The following is a 24,677-nucleotide window of genomic DNA, read 5'->3' as shown; positions in this document are numbered from 1 at the left end:
CCCTATCGGGAAAGACTGATACGTCTGGATGAAATGAGCGAAACGATACGTTCAGACGCTGCGCTGGGGTAGTGGCGGCGGCATGTACACAAGGAAAGCGCACGAAACACGGGATGTCATTCGGCCTGCAATATTTGACCCCCTGAGCCGGGGGATCGGCGTCCAAAATTTGAAAGCCGATTGACATCCGGCGAAGCACTCTACCGCGGGCGGGACATGGGCACGGTCGAGGCGGCGCTGGCGAGCGGCCTGGGGACTATTAGGGTATTCATTCCTCGGGCGGGCACGTGAAGCTATCGCCTAGCCTGGAAAACTGATCGTACGGCCGCTATTGGCGCGAAGCGGACATACGCCGAAACACCGAGGTCTGCTAAGTGCCGATCTTGCTCAGCGCGTCGCGCGGCAATTCGTCGAGTACCCTGAGACCCTCAGGGTCCTTATAGGATGCAAGCCGCGTCGCGACGTTGCGGAGGATTTCGGAAATGACTGTGTCCCTCGCCACGGCAGCGAGCTTTCCGAAACCGAACACACGTTGACCAGTCCGCGCGAATTTCTGATCCGCGGCGAGGTTGTTGTCGATTAGCTCGAAGTTCGCGTCGCTACCCCTCAGAGCGCAGTGCTGGCTGCTGCTTTTGTTCTGGTAGACCGACGATTTCTTTTTCGACAACATGAGATTCTCCCAGACTGGTGACGAGACCAATCTGATGACTATCGGTTACGGGATTATCTCTGCCTCGAACAATTCAGTTACGACTGCAGTTGCGGCGCCATATTTTCATCATTGATAGTCCGCTCGTTCAAAACGGTTCGACCGGCAGCGCGAAGACGTAGCCGACGCCGCGCTCCGTCTGGATTGCGCGTGGCGAACTCGGATCGATCTCCAGTTTACGCCGCAGCCGCAAGACCTGGACGTCGATGCTTCGGTCGAAGATATCTTCGTGAATTCGCGTCGCCTGCAACAGGTGCTCGCGCGTGAGAGGCCGCTGCGGTGCTTCGAGAAAGGCGAGCAACAAGGCATACTCACCTTTGCTCAGCCGGACCGGCGCCTCATTGCGGTCTACGAGTCTTCGGCCGCGACGATCAAGCCGCCAGCCATCGAATCTGTATCCGCCGCGCTCCGGATCACAAGCGCGTACAGCTCGCCCCATTTCCTGTCGCCGCAATACGGCGCGGATGCGTGCAAACAATTCTCTGAGACTGAATGGTTTTACGATGTAGTAGTCCGCACCCAGCTCGAGGCCCACGATCCGATCAATTTCGTCGGAGCGTTGACCGGTCGCGATGATTACGGGGACGTCGGAGTGCGAGCGGATCTCGCGCAGCAGGTCGAGCCCGTCCTCCTCGCCGAGACGAAGATCGAGAATCACCAGATTCGGCTCACTTTCGGCGAAGTGACGCGCCATCTCCTGACGCCCAGCGGCCGAGACGGCGCGCATGTTGTTCTCATTGAGATAGTTGACGACCATCTGCCTCAGCATGGGATCGTCGTCGACAACCAGGATGCACCCAGGGTCGCGACTTTCGTCGCTCTTTGCCCGGTCCGGTCTATCGAACGGTCTCGGCAGCTTCGGAGCATCGCTCATGAGATTAGGTCCGGCGCTGAGATCACTCTGGCTATGCGTGGCTGTGTTTCGGCTCCGAATATTGACCCCTTTCGGCGTCCAACATTGACCCTCGTGCGGCGCCAGAATCTGGAATGAGTTGCTGCGCTTATGACACGTGGGGTGGGGGCAGCCTTGGGCGCCGATTGGGGGTCAAAGGCCACGCCGATTCACACTCAAGCGCCGTGGGCAATCTTCAGTATCTCTGCGGCACGCTCGCCGATGACGACGCATGGCGCCATCGTATTGCCCGTTGTGATGCGCGGCATGATCGAACCGTCAGCGATACGAAGATTATCGATCCCATGGACCTTGAGAGAGCCGTCCACCACCGCCATCGCGTCGTGTCCCATCTTGGCGGTACATGTCTGATGCCAATAGCTGCTTGCGGCGTCTCGGATGAAGTTCTCGAGCGCAGCGCCTTTGAGATTGCCTGGCATCACCTCCCGCTTCACGAAAGGGCTCAGTGGACCTGAGTTGCCGATTTCGCGGCAAAGCTCCACGCACGCTATCGCGGCCTTCATATCATCCGGGTGCGCCAATGTACTGGCCTCGATCTCGATCGGGTCACCAGGATTGGCTCCCGTCAGGCGGATGCGGCCTCGGCTCTTCGGCCGCGCGAGGCCTGCAAACAATGTCCACGAACCTGCCGGTGGGCTGAATTGCGTGGCCGTCTCTGCAGTGGACATCGGCATTTCACCCTGGCAGGTGTGCAGATCCGGGGTATCGAGGTTAGGATCGCTCTTCCAGAAGAACGTCGCTTCAGCCATGTTGTTGCGCGGAGCGAGTGGCTCCGGATACTCCCAAACACACCCAAAGCCGACATGGTCCTGGAAGTTTTCCCCGACGCCTTGAAGGTGTTGCACGACAGCTATTCCCAGTCGTTGCAGTTCGGTTTGGTCACCAATTCCGGACAGCATCAGCACCTTTGGCGTGTGGATCGCGCCCAACGATAGCACGACCTCCGCTTCGGCGGCGATGCGTTGAACCTTTCCGTCATGGACGATCTCCACGCCGCTGGCTTGCTTACCGCTCATGACAATCCGGGTGACCAGTGCGTGAGAGAGCACCGTCAGGTTGGGCCGGCCCATATAGGGGAAAACATAGGAACGGAATACGGATTGCCGCATTCCGTCGCGGACTCGCAAGTCCATGATGGAGGCACCGCCATCACCTTCCATCATCAGCCCGTTCTGGTTTTGGAAGGTTGGAATGCCAACCGAGCGTGCGCCTTCGACCATGGCAGGGGCCACCGGATTGGGGTCTGGCGCGGGCTGAACAAAAACCGGTCCTCCCGTCCCGCGATATTTTGGGTCCGGCGCGCCATGCCAATCCTCGATGCGGCGATAGATGTTCAGTACCGATTGGTAGCTCCATGCGGCGTCCCGAGCCTCAGCCGCGAAGAAATCCCAGTCATTCTTGTGCCCGCGCGCCCAGGCCATGACGTTGATGCTGGATCCACCGCCAAGCACCTTGCCCATATTCAGCGGAATGGAGCGTCCGTTAAGGTGTGGATTGGGCTGGGCCCTAAAAGCCCAGTCACGTTCGCTGCCAAGGTTCAGAGGCCATTGGCCTGCCTCTATGACGCTTGGCATATCGTCGCTGCCGCCGGCCTCCAGCAGGAGAACGCTGACGTCTGCGTTCTCGGCCAATCGGCGCGCTACCACCGAACCAGATGAGCCAGATCCGCAGACGATGAAGTCATAGTGCGGCTTTAGTTCAGCCGTGAGTTTTTGTTGGTCGGCACGTACCCGTTCGGCAAATCCTGCCGTGTGAGCGTTCTGCTCGGGATCAGATTCAAACCTGGCACTGCTCATTATATCTGGCCTTTACCATTGCTAACGGCCGATGCCTGCGCCACCTGGGAGTATCCGTAGCCCTTCTCGGCGGCGTAGTTGACTGTTTCCTCTGTTCCAGAACCGACGACATAAATCTTCGGATGCGGCTTTTGGTACGGAAGCGGGAATGGGTTGAGATATTTATATTGATAAAACTCCCCGTCGTAGCGACTGGGGCCGGGCTGGGTCCACGCCTGCATCAGGATATCCATGCCTTCGCGAAACCGCTCACGCGAAAAGCTCGGATTGACCGGATTGACCCAATATTCCATGCCGGTCCCGAGCGGAAACGCGCATTCAAGCCGACCGCCCGACATGACATCGAGCATCGCATATTCTTCCGCCAACCGATGCGGATATGTGAGAGCTATAGGGGTGCCGAACACGCATATTTTTGCGCGCTCCGTAAGCATTGACATCGCTCGCGCGTATCATTTGGGACAAAGAGTACGATCCGAAGCTTAGCCGGTGGCTGAAGTGGATTAGGGTGCCGACTCTGATCCTGTGGGGGACCAAGGATCGCGTCACACCAGTCGAACAAGCAAAGGTCTGGACGTCGCTTATTTCGACGAGCGAGATCGAGACATTCGAAGGGGCGGGGCATTTGCTGTTCTTCGAGGCACCCAAGGCCGTTGGTCGCCTGGGGGCATTTCTCGCCAAATGACAGGCGAATGAGGAAAGCCGCGAGCTGGCCAATCGGTCGGAAGTATCCGATGCCGCAACACACATGGAAGGAAGGACATGCTTTCTGCATTGATTACCGGTACGAGCACGGGCATCGGGCTCGAAACCGCGCTGCTGTTCGCACGACGTGGATTCCGTGTCTACGCTGGTGCGCGTAACCCCGCCGCGTCCGAGGGGTTGCAGCGCGCCGTCGCCGACGGACTGTCCCTCACGCCGATCGCGCTCGATGTGGACCGTGACGAGTCCGTCCGGCAGGCCGTGGCGCAGGTGGGGCCCGTGGACGTGCTGGTGAACAACGCGGGCATCGCCTCGTCCGCCGCGGTGGAGCTGATGCCCATGGAGGAGATCCGCGCCCTGTTCGAGACCAACGTCTTCGGCGCCGTGCGCATGATGCAGGCCGTGCTGCCTTCCCTGCGCGAACGTCGTGCTGGGGCGATCGTCAACGTCACATCGATAGCGGGGCGCATCACGGTCCCGTGCCACGGCTACTACGCCGCCACGAAGTCCGCCGTCGCAACCCTCAGCGAGACGCTGGCCATGGAAGTGAGGCCATTCGGCATCCGTGTCGCGAATATCCAACCTGGCGTGATCCTCACTCCGATCTGGGGTAAGCGCGAGCCGGCCGTGCCCGAGGTGTCCGATTACGGCCAGGGACTGGCGCGGACGTCACGCTTGTTTTTGGCGCAGATGGAAGGCGGGACGTCGCCCGACGTCGTGGCCGAAGCGATCTACCGCGCGGCCACCGAGGAGGGGCCTCTCCACGTGCTGGTGGGAGACGATGCGGATGTGCTGGCTGTGGCGCGGGCGCGCGCAACGCCCGATGAGTGGGTTTCGATCTACGCGGAACCCGATGAGCAGCGTTTCGTCGACCGGTTCACCCAGCTGTGCAGCGCTGAGATCCTGAACCCGCCATCCCTGAACGCGCAGCGCAAGGCTGCTGCTCGCTGACACGAGACCGCCGGTTCACTGTTGGACGAAGGCGAGGTAGGCCGCGAGCGTCTCCATCGAAAGTATCGGTAGCTGACCGGCAGACATATGCCTCGATCGGGCCTTCGCCCATCACCTGATAGGTGATGCTGAAATCTCCGCTACGTGCATATCGCGCCTCCGGGACAGGTAACTGCGCAGATGTCATCGAACTGGCAGTCGCCATTGCGTACAGCCCTCGCATCAATCACCCAGTTGCTGGGGACAGGTAGAGGCCGACGATATCGCGTACCTTGTCGACGAACAGCGGATCGCTCGACAACTTGAATGTCTGGCTACGGTGTGGCTGCAAGCCGAACGCCGCCCACATTCGACGGATCGTGGTGTGGGAAAAGCCAGTTTCCGCAGCCATCGAGCGGATCGACCAGTGCGTCGCGTCGACCGGCGTCGTGCGCAACGTCCGCTCAATCACGGCAGCAACCTGATCGTCGTTGATGGTTCGAGGGCGGCCAGGGCGGGCCTCGTCGAGCAGGCCATCACAGCGATCTTTCAAAAACCGGCGGCGCCACTTGCCAACGGTGTGTTCGTGGATGCCGAGTTCGGCAGCCACAGATTTGCTTGGCAAGCCGTCCGCACATCGCAGGATCGCGCGGCACCGCTCAGATAGCGACCGGGCAACACGGTGACGACGAACCTGTCTCTCCAAGTACGCCCGCTCCTGCGCACTCAGCACCAACGGCTCGATCGGCCGGCCTCTCACACCTGCATTCGCCACAAGCGCTCTCCTCCAAGGTTTCGAGCGCTACTTTATAATGCGACGAACTTGAGTTCCAGATGACTAGTCATTCGATCACCTCGTCGGTGCGGGCGAGCAATGAAGGCGGTAGAGTCAAGCCAAGTGCCAATAGCTTTGGGGCCAGTTCGCCTACAAGGTCCGAGATGTCAGTCCGCGTCCGCTGCGAATGCCGCTGTCTCCTCGTGCCGGACATGCACCCATTCGATTTTGCCGCGCACACGTAGCGCGTCGGTGAAGCCGTTGAGCGAATCGCTGACGACGCCGTAGATGCCTGCTCCAGCGTCGCAGCAATAAATGTGCAGCCGTCTCGGTTATACTGTGCTCTCCATCAGATGTTTGATGTACCGGGCGCCAGGGGTGCGCGCCGTGTTCCGGTCTCGGGCATGACTGTCCTTAAAGGAGCGTCGCTCGTGTGGATTCCGCGCCCGCCGTCAGCCCTGCCACGGCGCGAGGAAGGCCGCGAGCGCCGCGTTAACCTCTGCCGGCCGCTCTTCGTGCGGGAGGTGTCCAGCCTGAGCAATCGGCACCGTGGTGAGGTCCTCCGCGAAGCCGCGCCAGAGTTCGAGCATGTCGACCATCTTCGCCGCCACGAACTCGCTTCCCCACAAAGCGAGGGTAGGGCAGCGAAGTTTGACGTCCTTATCCTCTTCATCCTGCGCAATGTCTTCTCGCCAGGCCCGATAGTCCTCGAATGCGCCGCGCAGCCCGCCCGGTTGCGCATAGGCGTGGACGTAGGTGGCGATGTCGGCGTCGCTGAGGGCTCCCGGGTCATAGGTCCAACTGGTCAGGATATAGCGGAGCCAGAGCTCCTCCCGACCCTGGATGAGCGCTTCGGGCAAATCCCGGACGCCCTGAAAAAAGAAAAACCAACTCGCCTGCGCAACCCGGGCGTTCATGCTCCCAAAGAGAAAGCGCGTGGGAATGTTATCCAGCGCCGCGAAGCGGGCGACGGCATCGGGATGATCCTTGGCGAGCCGCAGACCAACCCGCGCTCCGCGATCGTGGGCGACGATCGCCGCCCGCTCGATGCCGAGGTTCGCCATCAGGGCGCGAATGTCGTTCGCCATGGTACGCTTGTCGTAGCCGGTAGGCGCCTTGTCCGTCGCGCCGTATCCACGCAGGTCCGGCACGATCAGCCGGTAGCGCGTTTTCAAGGCCTCGATCTGATACCGCCAAGCATAGGAAGTCTCAGGAAAACCATGCAGGAGGACAACCGGCGGCCCCTCACCAGCCTCGGCATAGTGGAACTTGATGCCGTTCGCCACACATCGGTGGTGTGTAGTCGATTTCGTCACCATAACCTTCGCTCCTCTTTCCTAAAGTGCTTCACTTTGTCGAACGCCATCCGGGAAGGAAATCCGCTCACCATAGGTTCTTCGCCGAGCGGTGAAGGCGATAACTGACGTTCGGTTGCCTTTGATTCACCCACTTTAGCGATCGCAGCCAGACGGCTACCGCGCTCCGTCTGCACGGCGCCAGTGCAAAATCGATGTGTACGACCATCGGTTTCAGCTGCGCAGATGCGCTTGCAGCGCCGCCATATCCACCACCTCAAAGTGCTCGGCCAATCGGCCCCCCTTCAGGCGGTAGAGGTGGAATGCAGCGATATCGAATGTCTTTCCAGTCGCCTTCAGTGGACCGAAGTCGCCTTGGTGCGTGCCTCGGACCCGGTTCCTCACCATGACGGTGTCGCCTTCGGAAATGAGATCCAGGATCGGCATCGTCAGATCCGGGATCGCCCCGCATAAGGCCGAGAAGTAGCCCTTCAAACTCTCACGCCCTATGGGCATGTCCTGGATGTTATGAGCGTAGTTTTCGACGACGATCTGGTCGAATTCCTTAAAATCGCGGCGTTCAACCGCGCCAAAGAACTGGCGCACAGTAGCCTTGTTAGTTTCAAGATCGGTTGCCATGGTGGTGTCCTTGATGTCAGTGAAGAGTGTCTGCAGCTCAGGGCAAGCGAAGGTCCGCGTTAGCCGGACTCAACGGTTGTGCCGAAGACGTTGGAGGTTGCGCGCATTTCGGCCTCCGTGACTTCTAACACCGGGCGGCTGAGAAGGACGCCGGCGTTGTTGATCGCAGTCGTCCATAGTTGCGTTGCACCTAAGTCGCCGCCGCGCTAACGCTGGCGGCGTCCATGATATACAGATCGCCGATGTTCGCGGTCTCGTCAGAAACTTCGGAATTTCGTCAGGGACGTCGATGAAATGATAGTCCCGATCAGTTCGCTCGTGAACGCGCGCGAACAAGATCGAAGAAGAACAGCGGAAGGGAGCGAGCGACTTGCGGACGATGAGTGTCCGAGTTTACGGAAATCGTCAGATGGCTTCGCGCACTCGCCATTGCATTGGCGTGAGGCCGGTTTCTCTCTTGAACGCGACACCGAATGAACTCTGGTTGGCATAGCCCAAGATCATCGCGATCTGGGCCAGATCCAAATCGGGATCATGAAATAGTGTCTTTGCCCGCTCGATCCGCTGACGGCGCAACCACGCATGTGGCGCTACATCCAATGACTGTTTGAATGCAGTTGAGAAATGGCCTGTCGAGAGCTGTACGCTCGCCGCCACTTCCTGCAGCGAGATATCGTCCCCTAAGCGGCTCATCATATAGTCACACGCACGACGAAGCAGCGACGGCGGAAGCCCCCCGCGACGGATCTCCTTCAGGCGAGTGGCAGTCGAGAGATTGCGGACGAGATGCATGGCCAAGAGCGTGGCCGCGGTCTCGGTGTAAAGAGTGCCTTGCGGCGCACGGCTGATGCACTCGTCATAGATCACACCAGCCAGCTGCCAGCTCAGCGGATCCTTGTAGTCCCAGGTTTCGCCGATGTCGAAGCTCGCAGGATGTTCAAAACCTGCGGCGCCCAAAAGAAAGTCCCGCTCCAACTCGACAGACAATTGTCGATTTTGACCGACCTCTTTCAGCCGAAATCCGACGTGAGTGCCAGGCGGAAGAACGTAGGCAAATGTGGGCCTGTCTTCGATGGCGATGACCTTACGGCCGGACTGTGCCTCGGCTTCGATGTAGCCCGAGTTCCATATGAAATACAGTATGGTCGAAGTGATCATCACGTCCACTTCCCCGACCATCGATCGGATTTGGTAACCATTGGCGTTGGCCCCTTTCCAGGCAATCCGTCCAGATTGATTGAATGTTACCTCGAGCGCTGAATGAATGGGTTCATGACCATGCGCGCCGGCAAGCGCCAACAGCACAGGACAGTGAACATACGCTGCGTTACCGGTCATGCTGTTCCCCAATAACCTAGCACGCGGAGGGCACCTCGGCCCCTACTGGAAGGCAAATCTCGACGCACGGCGTTCTCAGCGTCAAGTCGCAACTTCCACTTGAATGGCGAGGCCAGCACGGCCGGAACGAAACAGAGCAGCCCGATCACACCGCCAGCATAGGCGATTCCATCAGGTCATCAACTCAGATAAAGTTTTCGGTACACACAGCTGTCGTCGACGATGGGACCACGCGACGTGACCAAACCATGCCGCAGGTTTCATCAGTGCAAGTTCGTCAGCGCCGACAGTCCGCGGGATCTCTGGCCGAGAACAAGTGAATAATCGAGCGTTCAATGCGTCAGCGCCTGGCAGCTTCATGATGCCGAATGACTTCACGAATGACAAAGGCAAGAAACTTTTCCGCAAACTCTGGATCAAGTTTAGCAGCAGACGCAAGTTGGCGGAGACGGGTGACTTGCTTGTCCTCTCTGCCGGGGTCAGACGGCGGCAAGTGGTGCCGAGCCTTCAAGACTCCAACCTTCTGGGTACACCGGAAGCGCTCCGCCAACATGTGGATGATTGAGGCATCTATATTGTCGATACTGTCGCGTATGTCTTGAAGCTCGGCCATGGCGGCGGAGGCACCGACATCTGCCAGCTTATCATCTGACTCTTTGATCGGCGACACGATTGCTCCAAACAAGTGTACTTACGTGAACACAGCTCACAACTATTCGATGCGGCGTCATTTTATGGGTTGAAAAAATTACAAAAGTGTCTCAATCACATTCTTTTTTGTTGCAGTCGTAGCAATCAACCGAGTTGACAGCACTTTGCGCGATTGAGCCTAGTCAAAAAATGATGAGTTTTACCTCTTGGCCGTTGAGTTGAGCTTCGACTGCCTCCCATCGCTTCGCCGAAATCGGCGTTCTTGGCAAAGCGCCGTTCAGCAGAAGTAAACCAGTTCTTCCGTCTATCGAGATATCATGATTCAGAACCTGAAAATTGAACGTTACGGACGAAAATAAAAGGTTCTCGTTTTCCTACATTTTCGATCGACTTCGTGACTAAGACGCCTACGCGTTTCACGTAGGCGTGTCTCGTCCAATTCCGCTTCGCCGTGGATGTCGGCGGCGCAAGTGGAGCCTTGATCCACGCCCTTATGAAACAAAATCCTGTGCTGCGCGGCGGGGTACTGGACCTGCCGGAGAACGCGGCGGAAGCCACCAAGGCGGCGGAGGCGCTCGGTCTGCAAGAGCGGCTATCGATCATCGGCGGGGACTTCTTCGCCAAGGTGCCAGCGGCGGACCTATACCTTCTCAAGCACATCCTACACGACTGGAAAGATGACGAGTGCGTTTCGATCCTGCGCAACTGCCGGGGCGCTATCAAGCCGAGTGGTCGGGTGGTGCTGATCGAGATGGTCTTGCCCGACGTCGACCCGCCGCCCTATGCCACCCAGGTTGATCTGACGATGCTGGCAGTGCTGGGATCCCGGGAGCGCACGCTGGAGGAGTACAAGATCCTGCTTGAGACGGCGGACTTCCGGTTCACTAGCATTACGCCGTCCGCCACGCCCTTCTCGCTGATCGAGGCCGTCGCTGCTTAAGCAAGGACGCGCGAGTGGACGGGCCTGAGCTGCCTGTGCCGGCAGGAGCCATTCCGCAGTCGGATGTGCGGAGAGCGTCCATACGGTTTACGACCTTGGTGCTGCTCTGCGGTGCCATCTTCGCGATCGGCTGGTCGATGGGGCACTCATCTCGACCGAGGAGGGTACGCCACAAGGCGGCCCAATATCGCTGTGCTGAGTAACATCTACCCGCACTTCACGCTCGACCTGTGGTTTGAAAAAATTCAAAGCACAGTGCCAGGGCGAGGCATACTTGGTGCGCTTCGCATTTTTTGACGTCGCCTCAATCTTCGTCGATAGTTACGGACCATTCGGTGATTTGTTCGTCCATCTGCTGGAAGACGTGCCCGACCAATCCATCTTCGCGCAATAGCGACACTCACGAATCCCTTCGCGCCGAAAAGCTTCAGAAGAACCGACGGGTGGTAGGCAGGCCGGCCTGTCGCTGCGGGCTCGATGCCTTCGAAGCCGAGATCCGCCAGATCGAGCGCGTCGACAAAGGAATCCACCACACGAACGGAATTGCTCTCCTCGACCCATTCATCAAGGCATTCCGGCACCAGCTGTGAATAAGCACCGAAGCGGGACCCCAACTCAGATGACCGCAATGCTTTGATGTAGCACGAGGAAATTCGTTCGGGGTGGGGTCCGCATCGGCGCCGATCGGGACCCCGGTTGTCCGCCAAGTTCACTAACTAGATCAATGGGCTGGCCCTCACGTAGCCCGGGGTCCCACTTCGGTGCTTATTCACACCAGCGTCGTTTGTCCGCGATCGGCACCCTCAACGAAGCGCTTCATGAATTGCCCCCGGCAAATCGCCAAGCGAATCATAGCAGACAGCTCGTTTTCACGCAGCCAGGGTCAATGGCGTCCTTGTCGGGACGACCGCTATTGGCGCGAAGCGGACATACGCCAAGACGGCGAGGTCCGAAAAGTGCCCCACAAGCAAACACATACATCGCAGCAACAGCGGCCTTGCCGGCACGCGCAAATGATTATGTAAGTACACGTTGAGCGCGAACGTCGGCGAAGCAAGTAGAGTTTCCAAATTGCAGCGACGATGGCCGGCAACAATTCAGATCCCGAGGCGCCTGGTTTCTCCGGCTGCTTCGCTGCGAGACCGCGACGCGGCGCTACGTGTCGGCATGACTATTTAACCCACAGTTTCAGCGGAACCGCTTCTCGATCGGGGCAGGCCAAAGTGCCGGTGTAAAAATCCGACAATCGTCCGCTGTAACTGCATTCGACCCCGGCAACCGACAATGTTGCGTCCAATCTGGACGATGAAGCCGATAACTCGAGATGCATTTCACCGGTCCTCTCCTCGGGGCCATCCTGAGTGCACAGACCGACATGCTTCATTGTCAATGGACCGGAATATCCTTTTCGGCCGGGAGCAGTTTCCGTAACGGTGGCCGTCAACTCCCACTCGCCAAGATAACCTGAGTATCCGACGATTTCGAGCGATTGGGCGTGCGCCGGCGCAAAAATTGCGACCAACCCGATCGACAGAAGAAGCGCTCTCACTGATGGCTCCCTCATCTTCCGTCGCGCGCCACTTAGAGTTTATTCAGATAGGCGCGTGCGTCGGAAATTTCGGTTCGGCTACCATCCGCGCCATCGGCAATCGCGACAATCTTCTCGTAATACTCCCTGGCCTTGGCCTTGTCTCCCGCCTTTTCGGCCGATGTCGCTGCTCCCGCATAGGCGCCCAACCGGTTCGGCTCCTTCTTGAGTGTCGCTTCGAAGGCGATGAGCGCTTCCTTGGCATTGCCGCTGTCAAGCAGCATGACGCCGTAGAGTTCGCGGGCCGGCCTGGGCACGCCCGGTGTCACCGGATGCTTCTCGGTCTTGTCTTCGGCATCGGCAGCGGCGCTCATCGCGTTCAGCGCGTCGTCGCGCTTGCCCTCGGCGTAAAGGACCCAGGCGGTCGCGACCTGCCGTTGAATATCAACCTGTTCCGACCAATAGCCGTCTTTTCCATCACGGAGCTTGTCCCGCAGCTCGGCGAGCTTGGCGATGTCGATCTTGGCGGCCTCGGGATTGCCGGAACGGGCCGCGCCGAGCGCGCGCGCGAAATACGTGATCGCTTGCACATTCGCGAGCGGGCTGGGGCGGACCTGCAGCTCCGCTGCGGCCTTCCAGTCGCCGCGCTCCATTGCGTAGCGGGCCGGCGAAACAGCCAGCGCATATGGCGCGGGAAGGAAAGTCTCGGTAAAGCCGGTGACCTTCGTCATGTCGTCGATGACGGCCTTAGCTTTCCCATCCTGCCCGAGCTGCAGATAGGCATAGACCAGATAGTCCATCGAATGCAGCTGATCGTGGAAATCTCCAGCTTCCTTCGCAACGCGCCCCGATTCGATGTTGGAAGCAATCGACTCCTGCCAGTAGCCGAGCCGGGTGAAAATGTGCGACGGCATGTGCTGCGCGTGCGCCGCGGCCGGCGCCACCTTGGCGTAGCGGCGCGCCGCCGCGAGCCCCTTCTCGGCGAGCGCCGGCGTATCGTAAAGGTGTATCAGATAATGGGCTATTCCCGGATGCTCCGGCTGACGCGTCCAGATTTTTTCCAAGATTGCCGCCCCCTTGAGTTGATTGGTATAGGTTTTGTCGGCGGGTGAAGCGGCGACATTGAGGGCGAGCGCGTAATAGATCTGCGCTTCGTCATCATCGGGGTAGCGCTGCGCCAGTTGTTCCATGGCCTTGAGGTAGGCCAAGACGCGTGTGCGATGGTCGACCTTGTCGTAGTCGGCGTACATGGCGCCGAGCGCATCGATATAGTCGCGCTCGCGCTGCGTCTTCGCACCCAGGGCTTTGCCCTTTTCAAGCGCAGCAGCGCCCTCCGCGAGGTTTTTGACGGGCGGCGCGACATGCGGATTGTACAATAGGCTCAGCGCGATGCCCCAATAGGCGATGGCACATTCGGGATCGGCCTTGAGCGCGTCCTCGAAGGACTTCTGCGAAGCCCGATACCAGAACGAGTGCTGGTACAGCATCGCCTGGTCGAAATCCTGCTGCGCATCGGGTTTGCACGAAGTCTGGAAGTGGACCTTGCCCAGAGCTTCCGGGGCCGCCGCCAAGGCTGATTGCGCAAACGCCGCTGCCATAGCGACGACGGCGATTGTTGTCAGACGCGTCCTGATCATGATCGGGTTCCCTGTCTAGGCATAATGCCGCAGGGGGCCGCAGCTCATGCGGACCCTCTGTTGGATACAGCCGTCGGCCGGCGGTTGGCAGCCACTATCGCAACTTCCTCTGCCTGAATAAATAGTGCTCGATGCAATCGACTACTCCAAAAAATGAAGTAATAATGTCCTCATGGACAAGTTCGATGCGATGGAAACGTTTGTGCGGATCGTCGAGAAGGGCAGCCTGACCGGGGCCGCGAGCGCCCTCGACACCTCCTTGCCGACCGTGGTTCGGATCCTCGCGTCGCTGGAGCGCCATCTCGGCGTGAAGTTGCTCCATCGCACCACGCGTCGGATCCGCCTCACCGAGGAGGGCGCGCTATATCTCGACCGTTGTCGCGTCATTCTGTCTGCCACGCACGAGGCTGAAGAAACTCTGATCTCGCGCGAAGCGGAACTGCGGGGAAATCTGACTGTAGGCGCTTCCGTCTTGTTTGGCCGACGCTATGTGGCCCCGGTCGTTAATGATTTTCTGCGTCGTCATCCAAAAGTGAACATCGATCTGCGATTTGGCGATCGTGTCTTAAATCTGGACGAGGAGCATGTGGATGTCGCGGTTCGGATCGCGCATCTCAAGGACTCTTCCCTCGTCGCTATCCCCGTCGGCCAGGTACGTCGTGTCATTTGCGCAACTCAGCAATATCTGCGCTCGAATGGCATTCCAAAAGTGCCAGACGATATCAGGAAACACCGCTGCGTTAGACACACGGGTTTGGCTCCGCGAAGCGAATGGCATTTCAGAGTTGGGCGGCGCAATGTCTCGATTCCAATTATCAGCAGGGTCAGCTGCAACGAGATCGACAGCTCATTGAGCGCCTGCATCGATGGGTTGGGTCTCGGCATGTTTCTTTCCTACCAAGTCGCGCCCCTCCGAAAAAGCGGCCGACTCAAATATGTCCTGGAACAATTCGAGCCGGAGCCAATTCCTGTGCATGTCGTCTACACCCACTCGACTCTTCTATCGAACAGGATGCATGCCTTCGTCGATGAATGCGTCGAAAAGCTACGCCAAACGAGATTTGATTGACGAACAGCATCGAATTGGCTCGCGTGTTCTTGTGTACCCACGACCATCCAGGCAATGCGCAAACGGCTCGTCACTTTTTGAAAGGGCCTGATGCCCGTTAGGGGTCAATCGCATCCTTGTGGGGACGGCCGGTTTTGGCGCAAAGCGGCCATTCGCAACTTTGGAGAACAACTACTTGAACTGACGCAAAGAATGAATAACGAGTTTGCCTCAATGATTGCTGCCGTGTCGCTTACTGCTGCGCGTTGCGTTGAGATCGCGAGGTCGGTCCAAGACAGGCGATTCAAGCGGCTTGGAGTAAGCTTCCTTCGGATCTTAAGCGTGAAACCTGACGAGCGTCGACGTGTACACTCCGATATGCAACGCGACTGCCTCCGGAGCAGGGGGCACTCTGCAATTCCTCAGATATCCGCCTTCGTTCGGCATCTAAGGCATTTGAGCGCGGTCCGGGCGAAGCCGGTTAAGGGCAGACCTTCGTATAGTTCCGTGCCCCCTTTTAATGCCCGACATTTACCTACGTTCAATTGAGCGGTTGATCTCGATTGTCCTAGGTTGCATCCCTCGGAAGAGCGCACAGGCTCATCAAGTGCGACAGTGAAAAGGATGATCGACGAACAGCTCCGATAAAACCAAGAGGGGTGAGCTGCTGCCGGTTTGATGGACACCGAGTTTAGGTGTTTCATGAAGCTGGAGGTGGGTCATGCGGGATATCCTAAAAAAGGCCACAGCCTTCTCCGCGAAGGAAGCGACATGAAGTTCGTCTTCATCGCGAAGCACCGGACCATCTGGCCGGTGGCATGGCTATGCGATGGATTGGGCGTGTCCCGGTCGGGCTTCCAATCCGCCGACTATGGATGGGCCACCGGTTGCCACCCATCCGAGGGATCCCGCGAGGCGTGTTGGCATTTCCCTTTACCTGCGAACGGGAGGAGTAGTGTTGCTCCAGGTGGGGACTGCGTTTGTCACGCCTACCGAAGGCCAGTAGTACGACCCCACTGACGGAGCGGTGACAGTTCCAACAGAAGTTCCGGATGTCCCATAAGTTCCGGATCGCGTTGTCGACATTCCGGACGTCCCATAAGTATCGGATTGCATTGTCGAGATATAGTGCCTGATGTGCTTGTATTTCCTCCCTTCCGCAGCAAAGGGCGCACCCGCCAACGCCACAGTCACGAGCACGGCAATCGCCAGTCTGGTCGTCATCATGGTTGGTCCTCTCTCATCGTAGATAGGGAAGAAGGTCCTCTCTCATCGTCGAATGCTAGAGCAATCTTCCGAGGACACCTCAGTTATTCAGGTTGCGCTCAAGTGCGGTTTCCGTGCCCATAACTTTGCGCGGGCTACGGACGCTGTTTGGATTCCGGTGCCGCCGTATCACTGGTCTGCAGGGGCCGCGCCTCTCCAACAGCGCCACGCATTGCCGATATCTCGCGCTCTCGTTGCGCGATGATGTTCTGAGCCAAACGCCGAAGCTCGTCATTGTGGCCGTATTTGAGCTCGGCGCGAGCTATATCGATCGCGCCCTGATGGTGGGGCATCATTGCCGCAACGAAATCGTGATCGACGTCGCCTGTTGGACCGACCAACATACTCAGGCTCATTTTGCTTATGGCAAGGTCGTGTTCGATTATGAAGTGCTGCTCGCTGCTGTCGATGGGGGCAGGGGCGACGCGGCGCTGTGTTGTTTGGTCCTGTGCCAAGGCAATGGGAGTCGCCAAGATCATCGATACTGTCGTCGCCAGCGGGATGAGCCGCTTGATTGGACGAGTGCAACAAAGCCACATTTGACCTCCGTCACAATAAACGATCAATTCCCTCGCGTTCATGTTCAGCATGGGCGGCCGACCGAGCCAATGCCTTGGCCATATCAGCGTGCGAGGCTTGCTCAGCTCGACGCTCGTAGTCGTCGGCAAGCGCCTTAAGCTGACCCGCAATCTTTGGGTCAGTCATGTTTTGGGCAGCACGGAGCAAGGTCCGCGCGGTTTCCAAATATTCTTTGCTAACCATATCGCCTCCACACGCACCCAGCTCTGGATGGATGTGGGTACGTTCACACGGCTGCAAGTTCACAAAGTTGAGAGGTGAGCAGAACGTGACCGCGTCGTGAAGTTCGGAGCAAAGTTGCAAACAGTTGCGAAGCCGTGCACAACATTACTCCAGCTTTCCGTGAAGCGGGCGCCTTCCCAAGAGATTTTAGCTTCGCTGATTTCTTCGTCGTCTCCGCCCGCGCCTTCAATTGGTATAGCGACGGCTGGGCCGGTCCACATAATATCCCCGGATGCCAACCGTTGATATTCGCATTTGTCAGCATCGACAGCCTCGTCGACTAAAACGACTAAGTCGACAATGCTTGTTGCGGCGAAAACTCCGACCAGGTCATGCTGTCAATCGTGCGGACCAAATATGCGGGCATGTCAAATGCTCCGTGGTGCATCCAATAATTGCCAAGCAATTGCCCCTGTGTGTACCGAAAACCTTATCCTGATTTATCAGGTAACAGAATCGGCTAAATTGGCGCGATGATCGCGCTGATTTGGTTTCTTCTGGCCGTGCTGGTCTCGCCGTTCAAGTCGAAGAGCAGGCTTGAGGCGGAGAATGCGGTGCTCCGACATCAGCTGATCGTCTTGCGGCGTAGGGTGAGGGGTCGAGCTCAGCTTACCAACAACGACCGCTGGTTCCTCGTCCAGATGTATCGATGGTTTCCATCGATCCTGAAGGTCGTTACGATTGTCCAACCTGAAACGCTGGTGCGGTGGCATCGGGCCGGCTTTCGTCGCTATTGGCGTTGGAAATCGAACTCGCGGGGAGGGCGCCCGCGAATCGAGATAGAATTGCGCGCGCTGATCCGGCGGATGAGCGTTGAAAATCCGCTTTGGGGAGCGCCGCGCATTCACGGTGAGCTGCTCAAGCTCGGGTTTGAGGTCGCGCAGTCGAGTGTCGCCAACATGCCAGAGGTCTCCCACGGCTTGGAGCCCCCCTCCGATTTCGGTCGCCCACGGGGGCGACCAGACCTATTTGCCGCCCGGCCGGCTGCCTTCCGCTCCCGGTCCTTGCGCTTCTTGTCCTCAACCATGTCCGCATCGGTCCTACCGAAGGGGCGAATTGTTTCGATGTTGAGGTTGATTCGTTCGTCCTCTGCAAGGCGCAGCAGGCCTCCGAGCGTCTTGGCCCTGTATCTACGGGGCTTCTTCAGGACCTTGTCGGCGAGCGCCTCGGCCTCAGTCGCCACCATCCAGGGCGCCCATCTGCGAATGAAGCCAAGGATTTTCGCGCGGGGATCATGGCGGTTCTGGGCAACATGATTTGCCAGGATCACGAGATCCTCGCGGCCGGCGTCATCGTCCGGCAGGTGGTGACCGTATCGATGAGAGAGGTAGCGCTCGAGTTCGTTGATGCGCTTGGCGGCCATCCAGTGGATACCGGACGATGTAGGCCGAGCCCCATACCGACGCCGACTCATTGCAGCGTACCGATCGGCAATCGCGGACCGTGCCTTTGAGACCGCGATGGGATCGTTCGGATCGACCCTGACGACGCGATCTCGGAATGACGTGATGGGGTAGCGACTCTTGCGCGGTAGCGCCGGCGGCTGTATATTGTTGGTCATGTCTTGCGGCACCTCCATGCCGTCTGACTTTGGTGGCGAGCTCGGAGTGATGATCCGGCTCTATTTTTTAAGGCAGCCCCGCCGTTTCGCAGACGGTGGGGTTTTGCTTTGGTCCTTAGTTAAAGCTCGCGGGTAAACTCGGCTTTATCGTAGTCGGGCGCGCGGTCGCCGCCCGTCGGGGACGGGCACGACACGACCGGTGCGGGTAGATTTCAGTTTTACATTCGGCTTCATGAATCTCGACCACGCCTCCATCACGACGCGGCGCCTGTCGATCATGTCGCTGTCCCAGTAAGAGAGCTCGGCTTCATCGCCGACACGATGTGAGAGACAGAACTCCAGCACTTCGCGGCGGAAATTGTGCTCCTTGCTGTCGGCGCCCCAATTGCGGAACGTGGTCCGCATGCCGTGCATCGTGAAAGCAAATCCCGCACGCTTGATGCAGTTGGTCAGTGCGTTCGGAAAGAAGGGCTGATGCTCGATGGCATGGTCTGAGGGGAACACATAACGCCCAAGCCGCGGCATCGACTTGATGATCGCAATGGCCTGATCTGTCAGCGGGACCAGGTGGTCCTTGGGCTTCTCCTCTCCATCCCCTTTTATTTTCATCTTGTCGGCCGGGATCAGCCACGTCTTTTTGTCGAAGTTGATCTCGTCCCATTCCATCAGGCGGATTTCCTGGCTGCGCGTCACCGTCAGGATGCCGACCTCAACGCAGCGCGCGACTCGGCCGGGGTCATTGTGCAGCTCGACCATCAGCGCCGGTGCCTTGGCGTAGGGGACGGACGCATGGCCGCGCTTCTTGTTTAGCTTCCGAGCGGAGGGGAGGACGAGTTTTAGATTGCCGCGCCACGCAGCCGGATTTTCTCCTGCGCGATACTTCTCGACCTTGGCCGCATCGAGGACCTTCTCGATACGCTCGCGCGTCCGGTTAGCCGTGATCGGCTTCTCCCACCAGATACCTTTCAGCGCCTCGATCACTTGCGGCGTGTCGATCTCGTGGAGCTTGAGATCGTGCAAGATCGGAATGTCACGAAGGGACCGTTCCCATGACTTCAGCTCGTCGCGGTGTTTTCCAACGCACCAGCCAGGGGCTTTTTCGCCCCAGTATTCCTTGAAGCTCTTGCCGCCCTTAGCGTCGATCTTCTTCTTGTGCCGCGGGTCGATGCCATTCTTTTTGAGTGCGAGGCGATATGCGCGCGCCTGGTCGCGCGCCTCGGTCAAGCCGAGCTGGCCTTCCTTGTCGCCGACCCCGGCGAACTCCATCGTGGCCCGCTTGCCGTCCGGTGCAGTGAAGCGAAAGGCCCAGACCCGTTCGCCGCTCTCCCGGACAACAAGGTACAGACCTCCGCCATCGGCGTGGGTTCCGGGTTGCTTCGTTTTAACTTGGGTGCTGTTGAGTGGCACTTTAAAGTCTCCCACATGCATGCCGGGGTGGTTGAAGGCCCCGGACATTTGTGGGTTTATTACCGTCACGGATCATTTGGAAAGGAAGACGCCGTCCAACTACCAGTTTTCTACCAGTTCCAGCCCGCGTACAGACGATAGCGGGTGACGTTAGACGACAGGTAATGCAGCTAATACTATGGGAAATAAGATGATTTTCACTAACCGACGGCAGCGGACGATAGCCGGTGATGCGTCCAAAATGGATACATGATCCGTGACGGCATTCGGTAAGCTGATCCGAACCACCGCGTTCCGGTTGACGCTGGTCTATCTGTTTTTGTTTGCGTTGTTTGCCGCTTCGCTGCTGGGCTATTTCGCCTGGAACACGCGCCGGCTGATCACCGAGCAAATCGCCACCACGGTGAACGCTGAAACCGGCGAGGTCTCGGATATTTTCGGCCGCCGCGGACTGCACGGCCTGGTTTTGACGATCGAGAACCGGGCGTTGCGGCCCGGCGCCAATCTTTACCTCGTGACCGCGCCGAACGGGCAGGCCATCGCCGGCAATGTCGGTTCGCTGGCGCCGGGCGTGATGGCGACCACCGGCTGGTCGGAGACCGCCTACCGGCGGCTCGACGAGCAGGACGCGGCCGACCATCGTGCGCTGGTGCGGGTCAGCGAATTGAGCGGCGGTTTTCGCCTCTTGATCGGGCGCGACCTGGAGGAGCGGCGGCGGCTGTTCGGTATTGTCGCGAAGGCGGCGCAATGGTCGATCTTGATCGTCGTCGTGCTCGGCCTTGGCGGTGGCGTCTTCGTGGCGCGGCGGGTGTTGCGCCGGATCGACGCCATGACCGGCACCACCCAGCGCATCATGGCCGGCGATCTCTCCGGGCGGCTGCCGGTCGGGCGCAGCGGCGACGAACTCGATCGTCTGGCGGAAAATCTCAACGCCATGCTGGAGCGGATCGAAGCCCTGATGATGGGCCTGAAGGAGGTTTCCGACAACATCGCCCATGATCTCAAGACGCCGCTGACGCGACTGCGCAACCGCGCCGAGGAGGCGCTGGCGAGATCCGGCAGCGAGGCCGAGTACCGTTCGGCGCTGGAACGGACAATAGAGGAATCCGATGGCCTGATTCGCACCTTCAATGCGCTGTTGATGATCGCGCGCGCCGAGTCCGGGCAGGCGCGCGGCAACATGGACGATTTCGACGCCGCCGACGTCGCCAACGGCATTTATGAACTCTACGAGCCGCTGGCGGAAGACGACGGCATGACCTTGCACGTCAAGACCGTGCCGACACGGCTGCGCGGCAACCGCGAATTGATCAGCCAGGCGCTCGCCAACCTGGTCGAGAACGCCATCAAATACGGCAAGCCGGCCCCAGTGGCGCAGCCGCTCGGCGCCGATGCGGTCGCTGGTGCCAAGGAAATCCTGATCGAGGCCCGGCGCGAGGGCGATTCCGTATTGCTCAGCGTCACCGACCACGGGCCGGGCATTCCGCAAGCCGACCGCAAACACGCGGTGGAGCGGTTCGTGCGGCTCGAGGCGAGCCGTACCCAGCCGGGTTCCGGGCTTGGATTGAGCCTGGCCTCGGCGGTGGCGACCCTGCATGGCGGCGAGCTGCGGCTCGGCGATGCAAACCCAGGCCTTGCCGCCACACTGGTCATTCCGGCGCTGGCGGGCGCCGGTGACAGGCTTGCGGCTCAAACGTCGGATGTGCCACAGAAGGCCGCATGATCTCATCCGCGAAGGGCGGCGCGGACCGACAATGTCTGGCCGCGCGGTTCGTGGACGGCCCGCATGTGTCCGCGCCCGACAAAGCCGAGCAGCACCTCAAGGACTGGCTGACCGATCTCGGATCGGAGCAGGCGGCCGCGATCGGCGATGTCTGCGACAGCTTTCCCCGTGCCAAGCGCATTCTGTTGGGCATCGTGGAAGCCTCGCCCTATCTGTCCGATCTCATCCGTGCCGATGCCGCGCGCGCGCCCCGGTTGCTGCAATGCGATCCCGAGCCTTATCTGGCGCAACTGATCGAGAACACAGGCCGCGTCGTAGCCGCTGCATCGAGCGAAGCCGACGCGATGCAACTGCTTCGCCGCATGAAATCCGAGGCGGCGCTGTTGATTGCGCTGTGCGACATCGGCGGCGTCTGGCCGGTGATGGCCGTGACGGCTAAGCTGACGGAACTCGCGGTCGCCGCGGTGCAGGCGGCGCTGCGTTTCGCCTTACGGCAGGAAGTCGCGCGCGGACGGCTGTCGCCGCCGAACCCGGACGCGCCCGAGGACAATAGCGGCCTCGTCGTGCTCGCCATGGGCAAGATGGGCGCCGGCGAATTGAATTTTTCCAGCGACATCGATCTCATCGTATTCTTCGATTCGAGGGCGCCGACGCTCGCACCCGATATCGAGCCGCAGCCGTTCTTCGTCCGCGTCACGCAAACCCTGGCGCGGTTGCTGCAGCAGCGCACCGGCGACGGTTACGTGTTTCGCGTCGATCTGCGACTGCGGCCCGATCCGTCCTCGACGCAGGTCGCGATCTCGACCGAGGCGGCGCTGCATTATTACGAGCGGGAAGGGCGGACCTGGGAACGCGCGGCCATGATCAAGGCGCGGCCCTGTGCCGGCGACGCCGATGCCGGCGAAAAGCTGGTTTCCGACATCGCGCCCTTTGTCTGGCGCAAGCATCTGGATTTCGCGGCGCTGGCCGACGTTCACGACATGAAGCGGCAGATGCAGACCTTTCGCGGCCAGAGCGAGACCGCGGTCGAGGGCCACAATGTCAAGGTCGGCCGCGGCGGCATCCGCGAGATCGAATTTTTTGCCCAAACTCAGCAATTGATCGCCGGCGGCCGGCATCCGGAATTGCGGGTGCGGCCGACGCTGGAAGCGTTGAACGTGCTGGCGTCGAGCAACTGGATCACCTTTGCCGCGCGCGACGAGCTGACGGCGGCCTATTTATTCCTGCGGCGCCTCGAGCACCGGCTGCAGATGGTCGCCGACGAGCAGACCCATACGCTGCCCGAGGAAATGGAGGCGGTAGAGCGTTTTGCCCACTTTCTCGGTTACGAGAACCGCGCCGCCTTCGCTCACGATCTGCTCGGCCATCTCAACATCGTGCAGGGCCATTACGCAAAACTGTTCGAAGGCGATCCGACCGGCACCGCGCAATTGCCGCTGGCCGATTACGGCGCAGGTCCCGACGATCCGCGGCTGCTCGAACATCTCGCCAGCCTCGGCTTCAAGAAGCCGATCATGGTGGCGGAGACCGTGCGGCAATGGCTCACCGGCGACTATCGCGTGTTCCGGATGGAGACGACGCGCAACGCCTTTGTCGAGTTCGTGCCGGCGTTGATCGCGGGGCTTGCGGACGCCGAAGACCCCGACAATGCGGTGGCGGCGTTCGACCGTTTCCTCGGGGCGCTGCAGCGCGGAGGCCGGCTGATCTCGCTGCTCAGCCAGAACCGCGAACTGGTCGCGCTGGTCGCCCTCATTCTCGGCTCCGCACCTCGGCTCGGCGATATGCTGGCTCGTCAGCCACAGATCATGGACGGCCTGATCGATCCGCGTTTCTTCGGCGCGATGCCGGACCGGCGCGAATTGTCCACCCGGCTCGCCGCGACTCTCGCGGATGCGTATTCCTACGAGGAATTCCTCGACCGGCTGCGACTATTCGGTCAGGAGAGCCTGTTTTTGATCGGCACGCGCATCCTGTCCGGCACTGTTTCGGCCCAGCAGGCCTCGACCGCCTTCGCCGACGTCGCCGAGGGCATCGTCCATACCGTGCATGCCCTGGTGACGGAACGCTTCGCGGCCCAGCATGGCGAGATCAAGGGCCAGGAGACCGCGATCCTGGCGATGGGCCGGCTCGGCAGCCGCGAGATGACGGCGTCCTCCGATCTCGATCTGATCCTGCTCTATGATTTCGATCCTGAGCGGCCAGACTCCGACGGCGCGCGGCCGCTGCACGGCGCGCATTATTTCGCGCGCTTCACGCAGCGGCTGATCAGCGCGTTCACGACGCGGACCAATTACGGCGTGCTCTACGAAGTCGACATGCGGCTGCGCCCCTCCGGGCGGGCGGGACCTGTCGCCTCGCATGTCACGTCGTTTGCCGAGTATCAGGAACGGGAGGCCTGGACCTGGGAGCATATGGCGCTGACGCGGGCGCGGGTGATTTCATCCTCGCCCGAGTTTCGCGCCAAAATCGAGAACATCATCCGCAAGGTGCTGACGCGGCCGCGCTCCGCCGCCGCGGTTGCCAAGGACGTCAAAGAGATGCGCCGCGCGGTCGCGCTGGAGAAGGGCGACAAGGAAATCTGGGACCTGAAATATGCCGCCGGCGGCGTGGTCGATATCGATTTCATCGCGCAATATCTGCAGCTCGTCCACGCCGCCGAGAAGCCGGATATCCTCGACGTCTCGACGCTGCACGTGCTCGACAACGCCGCGCGGCTCGGCGTGCTGCCGCAAGCATCAGCCGAAATATTGCGCGCGGCGGCGCATCTCTATCATGATCTCACCCAGATCTTGCGGCTCTGCGTGATCGACAGGTTCAAGCCGGAAACGGCCGGCGAAGACCTGCTGCGGGTGATGGCGCGTGCCGGCGACGCGCCGGACTTTTCCTCGCTCGAGGCGCGGGTCAAGGAGACGCAGGGCGAAGTGCGGCGGGTGTTTCGCAATTTGATCGAGGGGCGGGAGTAGCGCTTCGATCGCCGGTTCGTCGGAAAGGACCGACTAAAAAGGCTCGATCCTCAAG

At 59.8% G+C, this 24,677-nt stretch carries 20 protein-coding genes and 5 pseudogenes; 7 read left to right on the top strand and 18 right to left on the bottom strand.

Annotation, left to right across the window (positions count from 1 at the left end):
• Nucleotides 1–370: 370 nt before the first annotated feature.
• From B5526_RS05065 to B5526_RS05050, 4 genes are all read right to left on the bottom strand, one after another.
• A complete protein-coding gene (locus B5526_RS05065) occupies nt 371–670 on the bottom strand; it encodes a hypothetical protein (RefSeq protein WP_079537212.1) in 300 nt (99 codons plus the stop codon).
• 127 nt (nt 671–797) lie between these two features.
• The gene (locus tag B5526_RS05060; RefSeq protein WP_079537211.1) at nt 798–1,583 is read right to left on the bottom strand and encodes a response regulator; all 786 of its coding nucleotides are present in this window, start codon (nt 1,581–1,583) and stop codon (nt 798–800) included.
• A gap of 194 nt (nt 1,584–1,777) precedes the next feature.
• The gene (locus tag B5526_RS05055) at nt 1,778–3,418 is read right to left on the bottom strand and encodes a GMC family oxidoreductase (protein WP_079537210.1); all 1,641 of its coding nucleotides are present in this window, start codon (nt 3,416–3,418) and stop codon (nt 1,778–1,780) included.
• The gene (locus B5526_RS05050) at nt 3,418–3,852 is read right to left on the bottom strand and encodes an LLM class flavin-dependent oxidoreductase (protein ID WP_172841974.1); all 435 of its coding nucleotides are present in this window, start codon (nt 3,850–3,852) and stop codon (nt 3,418–3,420) included. The genes B5526_RS05055 and B5526_RS05050 overlap by 1 nt, the downstream gene beginning before the upstream one ends.
• Here B5526_RS05050 and B5526_RS05045 point away from each other — a divergent pair.
• Together B5526_RS05045 and B5526_RS05040 are read left to right on the top strand one after the other, a co-directional pair.
• Nucleotides 3,852–4,103, top strand: a complete 252-nt coding sequence (locus B5526_RS05045; RefSeq protein ID WP_079544704.1) for an alpha/beta fold hydrolase — start codon at nt 3,852–3,854, stop codon at nt 4,101–4,103. The two genes, B5526_RS05050 and B5526_RS05045, sit on opposite strands and share 1 nt — an antisense overlap.
• Nucleotides 4,104–4,180: 77 nt before the next feature.
• Nucleotides 4,181–5,071, top strand: a complete 891-nt coding sequence (locus tag B5526_RS05040; protein ID WP_079537208.1) for an SDR family oxidoreductase — start codon at nt 4,181–4,183, stop codon at nt 5,069–5,071.
• A gap of 238 nt (nt 5,072–5,309) precedes the next feature.
• On the opposite strand, the pseudogene B5526_RS05035 reads toward B5526_RS05040, so the two are convergent.
• From B5526_RS05035 to B5526_RS05010, 6 genes and pseudogenes are all read right to left on the bottom strand, one after another.
• Nucleotides 5,310–5,825, bottom strand: a pseudogene (locus B5526_RS05035) (IS630 family transposase); the annotation flags it as partial.
• 179 nt (nt 5,826–6,004) lie between these two features.
• Nucleotides 6,005–6,148, bottom strand: a pseudogene (locus B5526_RS05030) (thiamine pyrophosphate-binding protein); the annotation flags it as partial.
• A gap of 129 nt (nt 6,149–6,277) precedes the next feature.
• Nucleotides 6,278–7,144, bottom strand: a complete 867-nt coding sequence (locus B5526_RS05025) for an alpha/beta fold hydrolase (protein WP_079537207.1) — start codon at nt 7,142–7,144, stop codon at nt 6,278–6,280.
• A 210-nt stretch (nt 7,145–7,354) separates the two neighbouring features.
• Complete coding sequence (locus tag B5526_RS05020) at nt 7,355–7,759, bottom strand: ester cyclase (RefSeq protein ID WP_079537206.1); 405 nt, start codon at nt 7,757–7,759, stop codon at nt 7,355–7,357.
• Nucleotides 7,760–8,164: 405 nt separating this feature from the next.
• Nucleotides 8,165–9,097, bottom strand: coding sequence for a helix-turn-helix domain-containing protein (locus tag B5526_RS05015; protein WP_079537205.1), 933 nt, complete (start codon nt 9,095–9,097; stop codon nt 8,165–8,167).
• A 340-nt stretch (nt 9,098–9,437) separates the two neighbouring features.
• The gene (locus B5526_RS05010; protein WP_079544703.1) at nt 9,438–9,710 is read right to left on the bottom strand and encodes a chorismate mutase; all 273 of its coding nucleotides are present in this window, start codon (nt 9,708–9,710) and stop codon (nt 9,438–9,440) included.
• Between the two features lie 480 nt (nt 9,711–10,190).
• Here B5526_RS05010 and B5526_RS05005 point away from each other — a divergent pair.
• Nucleotides 10,191–10,688, top strand: a pseudogene (locus B5526_RS05005) (methyltransferase); the annotation flags it as partial.
• Between the two features lie 419 nt (nt 10,689–11,107).
• Here B5526_RS05005 and B5526_RS38615 read toward each other — a convergent pair.
• The 3 genes and pseudogenes from B5526_RS38615 to B5526_RS04995 all read right to left on the bottom strand — a co-directional run.
• A pseudogene (locus B5526_RS38615) lies at nt 11,108–11,302 on the bottom strand (IS5/IS1182 family transposase); the annotation flags it as partial.
• Between the two features lie 557 nt (nt 11,303–11,859).
• Complete coding sequence (locus B5526_RS37385) at nt 11,860–12,237, bottom strand: hypothetical protein (RefSeq protein ID WP_154071134.1); 378 nt, start codon at nt 12,235–12,237, stop codon at nt 11,860–11,862.
• 32 nt (nt 12,238–12,269) lie between these two features.
• Nucleotides 12,270–13,853, bottom strand: a complete 1,584-nt coding sequence (locus B5526_RS04995; RefSeq protein ID WP_079537203.1) for a tetratricopeptide repeat protein — start codon at nt 13,851–13,853, stop codon at nt 12,270–12,272.
• Between the two features lie 172 nt (nt 13,854–14,025).
• Here B5526_RS04995 and B5526_RS04990 point away from each other — a divergent pair, with 172 nt between their 5' ends.
• Both B5526_RS04990 and B5526_RS04985 read left to right on the top strand, forming a co-directional pair.
• Complete coding sequence (locus B5526_RS04990; protein WP_079537202.1) at nt 14,026–14,922, top strand: LysR family transcriptional regulator; 897 nt, start codon at nt 14,026–14,028, stop codon at nt 14,920–14,922.
• A gap of 714 nt (nt 14,923–15,636) precedes the next feature.
• Nucleotides 15,637–15,765: pseudogene (locus B5526_RS04985) on the top strand (IS3 family transposase); the annotation flags it as partial.
• Between the two features lie 69 nt (nt 15,766–15,834).
• On the opposite strand, the gene B5526_RS39695 reads toward B5526_RS04985, so the two are convergent.
• The 5 genes from B5526_RS39695 to B5526_RS04960 form a co-directional block, all read right to left on the bottom strand.
• Nucleotides 15,835–16,128, bottom strand: coding sequence for a hypothetical protein (locus tag B5526_RS39695; protein ID WP_079537201.1), 294 nt, complete (start codon nt 16,126–16,128; stop codon nt 15,835–15,837).
• A gap of 134 nt (nt 16,129–16,262) precedes the next feature.
• On the bottom strand, nt 16,263–16,757 hold the full coding sequence (locus B5526_RS04975) for a DUF305 domain-containing protein (protein ID WP_197688414.1): 495 nt from the start codon (nt 16,755–16,757) through the stop codon (nt 16,263–16,265).
• Nucleotides 16,717–16,929 carry a hypothetical protein gene (locus tag B5526_RS04970; protein ID WP_079537200.1) on the bottom strand — a complete coding sequence of 71 codons (213 nt, stop codon included), beginning with the start codon at nt 16,927–16,929 and terminating at the stop codon, nt 16,717–16,719. Before B5526_RS04970 ends, B5526_RS04975 begins: the two co-directional genes overlap by 41 nt.
• An 883-nt stretch (nt 16,930–17,812) precedes the next feature.
• Nucleotides 17,813–18,331, bottom strand: coding sequence for a hypothetical protein (locus B5526_RS04965; protein WP_154071133.1), 519 nt, complete (start codon nt 18,329–18,331; stop codon nt 17,813–17,815).
• 342 nt (nt 18,332–18,673) lie between these two features.
• Entirely contained in the window at nt 18,674–19,936 is a 1,263-nt protein-coding gene (locus tag B5526_RS04960; protein ID WP_172841972.1) for a tyrosine-type recombinase/integrase, read from the bottom strand.
• Between the two features lie 256 nt (nt 19,937–20,192).
• On the opposite strand from B5526_RS04960, the gene B5526_RS04955 reads away from it, so the two are divergent.
• Together B5526_RS04955 and B5526_RS04950 are read left to right on the top strand one after the other, a co-directional pair.
• A complete protein-coding gene (locus tag B5526_RS04955; protein WP_079537197.1) occupies nt 20,193–21,659 on the top strand; it encodes a sensor histidine kinase in 1,467 nt (488 codons plus the stop codon).
• A complete protein-coding gene (locus B5526_RS04950) occupies nt 21,656–24,622 on the top strand; it encodes a bifunctional [glutamine synthetase] adenylyltransferase/[glutamine synthetase]-adenylyl-L-tyrosine phosphorylase (protein ID WP_079537196.1) in 2,967 nt (988 codons plus the stop codon). The genes B5526_RS04955 and B5526_RS04950 overlap by 4 nt, the downstream gene beginning before the upstream one ends.
• Nucleotides 24,623–24,677 lie beyond the last annotated feature (55 nt).

This window comes from Bradyrhizobium lablabi (assembly GCF_900141755.1).
GTDB classification, from domain to species: Bacteria; Pseudomonadota; Alphaproteobacteria; order Rhizobiales; family Xanthobacteraceae; genus Bradyrhizobium; species Bradyrhizobium lablabi_A.
Note: the sequence above shows the minus strand (reverse complement) of the source record. Positions and strands in the feature narration are given on the sequence as shown.

Excerpts from the sequence above, each read along its gene's own strand:
- B5526_RS05065 (WP_079537212.1), bottom strand. The coding sequence starts at position 670 with ATGTTGTCGAAAAAGAAATCGTCGGTCTACCAGAACAAAAGCAGCAGC.
- B5526_RS05020 (WP_079537206.1), bottom strand. The coding sequence starts at position 7,759 with ATGGCAACCGATCTTGAAACTAACAAGGCTACTGTGCGCCAGTTCTTT.
- B5526_RS39695 (WP_079537201.1), bottom strand. The coding sequence starts at position 16,128 with ATGATGACGACCAGACTGGCGATTGCCGTGCTCGTGACTGTGGCGTTG.
- B5526_RS05015 (WP_079537205.1), bottom strand. The coding sequence starts at position 9,097 with ATGACCGGTAACGCAGCGTATGTTCACTGTCCTGTGCTGTTGGCGCTT.
- B5526_RS04965 (WP_154071133.1), bottom strand. The coding sequence starts at position 18,331 with ATGGCCGCCAAGCGCATCAACGAACTCGAGCGCTACCTCTCTCATCGA.
- B5526_RS05010 (WP_079544703.1), bottom strand. The coding sequence starts at position 9,710 with ATGGCCGAGCTTCAAGACATACGCGACAGTATCGACAATATAGATGCC.
- B5526_RS04990 (WP_079537202.1), top strand. The coding sequence starts at position 14,026 with ATGGACAAGTTCGATGCGATGGAAACGTTTGTGCGGATCGTCGAGAAG.
- B5526_RS04950 (WP_079537196.1), top strand. The coding sequence starts at position 21,656 with ATGATCTCATCCGCGAAGGGCGGCGCGGACCGACAATGTCTGGCCGCG.
- B5526_RS04995 (WP_079537203.1), bottom strand. The coding sequence starts at position 13,853 with ATGATCAGGACGCGTCTGACAACAATCGCCGTCGTCGCTATGGCAGCG.
- B5526_RS05025 (WP_079537207.1), bottom strand. The coding sequence starts at position 7,144 with ATGGTGACGAAATCGACTACACACCACCGATGTGTGGCGAACGGCATC.
- B5526_RS05040 (WP_079537208.1), top strand. The coding sequence starts at position 4,181 with ATGCTTTCTGCATTGATTACCGGTACGAGCACGGGCATCGGGCTCGAA.
- B5526_RS04970 (WP_079537200.1), bottom strand. The coding sequence starts at position 16,929 with ATGGTTAGCAAAGAATATTTGGAAACCGCGCGGACCTTGCTCCGTGCT.
- B5526_RS05060 (WP_079537211.1), bottom strand. The coding sequence starts at position 1,583 with ATGAGCGATGCTCCGAAGCTGCCGAGACCGTTCGATAGACCGGACCGG.
- B5526_RS04975 (WP_197688414.1), bottom strand. The coding sequence starts at position 16,757 with ATGCTGAACATGAACGCGAGGGAATTGATCGTTTATTGTGACGGAGGT.
- B5526_RS05050 (WP_172841974.1), bottom strand. The coding sequence starts at position 3,852 with ATGCTTACGGAGCGCGCAAAAATATGCGTGTTCGGCACCCCTATAGCT.
- B5526_RS05055 (WP_079537210.1), bottom strand. The coding sequence starts at position 3,418 with ATGAGCAGTGCCAGGTTTGAATCTGATCCCGAGCAGAACGCTCACACG.